The sequence below is a fragment of the Lentilactobacillus parafarraginis DSM 18390 = JCM 14109 genome (assembly GCF_001435895.1).
GTDB lineage: Bacteria > Bacillota > Bacilli > Lactobacillales > Lactobacillaceae > Lentilactobacillus > Lentilactobacillus parafarraginis.
Genome location: NZ_AZFZ01000190.1, coordinates 1 through 744, shown reverse-complemented (window position 1 = coordinate 744; position 744 = coordinate 1). Strand labels below are relative to the sequence as shown.

General features: G+C 38.8%; 1 protein-coding gene and 1 pseudogene. Both read right to left on the bottom strand.

Features of this window, described 5'->3' with window-relative positions; translation table 11 throughout:
* Positions 1 to 373 (bottom strand): annotated as a pseudogene (locus FD47_RS14675) (filamentation induced by cAMP protein fic); the annotation flags it as partial.
* A gap of 50 nt (positions 374 to 423) precedes the next feature.
* The gene (locus tag FD47_RS14670; protein WP_054736798.1) at positions 424 to 621 is read right to left on the bottom strand and encodes a hypothetical protein; all 198 of its coding nucleotides are present in this window, start codon (positions 619 to 621) and stop codon (positions 424 to 426) included.
* Positions 622 to 744 lie beyond the last annotated feature (123 nt).

Below are 744 nucleotides of genomic sequence, written 5' to 3'. Positions count from 1 at the left end.
AAGGTGGTTCAAAAAAGTCTTCACTACCTAAATCAACTCCTCCTTTCCCTTGCCGTAATTCTCCCGGTATTAAGGCGTCTTCCGCTGCCACAATCTTGTTGATTTGTTTTTCCATGGTTAACGTTAAAGGGGAATTTTGAGCAGTGATATATTGCCACCCACGCTTTAAATTAACAATCGTCAAAACATCTTCAACAGGTACTCCTGCTACGCTCATACCGTCCATAATAGTTTGTGTTTGTGGCAAAGTGGTATTAACGCCTTCAAAACGAGCATTAGTATGCACTAACTTGGTAAAGTTTGCTCGGGCAAACCGTTGGTTTTCTGCAGCTGTGAATTTATACTTGTCCATATATGTTCGAGTTTTAGCCATATTTTGTGCCTCCTTTCTATTTCAGTCACTGATTATTTGACCTGTCCATGTTAAATCACAAAATGCTTTTCGTTGATAATTTGCTCTTGGCGTTTATCTAAGAGGTAAGTGTGTAACGCGTCAAACAGCTTGCGTTTATCAGGATCTGGATTATATGCCGCTTGTTCCCAAATGTCTTGAATATTGACTGCCCAGGGGTCAGCCAACAATCGATCAATTGTTTCGATTTCTTTGTTGGGTTTGGTCATTTAAAAAGCTCCTATCCCGTTTTTTTATCTCAGCTATCGTCAATTCGGCCACTTAAGGCACCTATTTTTACTTCTAAGCGATTTTAAAGCAGTTTTAATATAATTATGCATGTAACACTTAAA